The organism is Vibrio sp. 378, assembly GCF_033339435.1.
In genome coordinates this window covers 1-653 of sequence record NZ_JAWOUO010000660.1, presented here as the reverse complement: position 1 = coordinate 653, position 653 = coordinate 1, and the positions used below count along the sequence as shown (strand labels likewise).

At 46.4% G+C, this 653-nt stretch carries 1 protein-coding gene; it reads left to right on the top strand.

Going from position 1 to position 653, the window contains the following annotated elements; genetic code table 11:
- Nucleotides 1–127: 127 nt before the first annotated feature.
- On the top strand, nt 128–653 hold a 526-nt coding region (locus R7Q48_RS28115), incomplete at its 3' end, for an alcohol dehydrogenase catalytic domain-containing protein (RefSeq protein WP_318133598.1).

Here is a 653-nt window from a genome sequence, read left to right as displayed (position 1 = left end):
ACTTCCTCAACGACCCAGCGCTTGACGAGCTGATGGATAAGATTAAGCAACAAACGGTCGCGACTGAGCAACCAGCCTAACAATGCAGTTTGGGGCGGCAGGTATCGCCCCAATTAGGAGAAAAATCATGGTAAAAACAACGGCAGCGGTTATCTGTGGTGAGAAAAACGTTCAATTAAGAACCTTTGATTTACCAAACATTTCAGCCGACGAACTTCTGGTTAAAAACATTTCAAACAGCATTTGTCTATCCACTTACAAAGCAGCATTGTTAGGTAGCAAACACAAACGCGTTCCTGAAAACATTGACGAAGTGCCCGTAATGACAGGTCATGAATACGCAGGTGTGATTGTTGAAGTCGGTGAGAATCTAAAACATCAATTCAAAGCTGGTGACTACTTTGTTTTGCAACCTGCCATGGGCTTGCCAACAGGCTACTCAGCGGGCTACAGCTATGAGACATTTGGTGGCAACGCGACGTATTCCATTATTCCTAAAATCGCTATCGACTTAGGCTGTGTACTGCCTTACCACGGCGATTACTTTGCTGATGCGTCTCTGGCGGAGCCAATGTCTTGCATCATCGGTGCGTACCACGCGAGCTACCACACCACGCAATACGTGTACGAGCACGATATGGGCATTAAAGAAG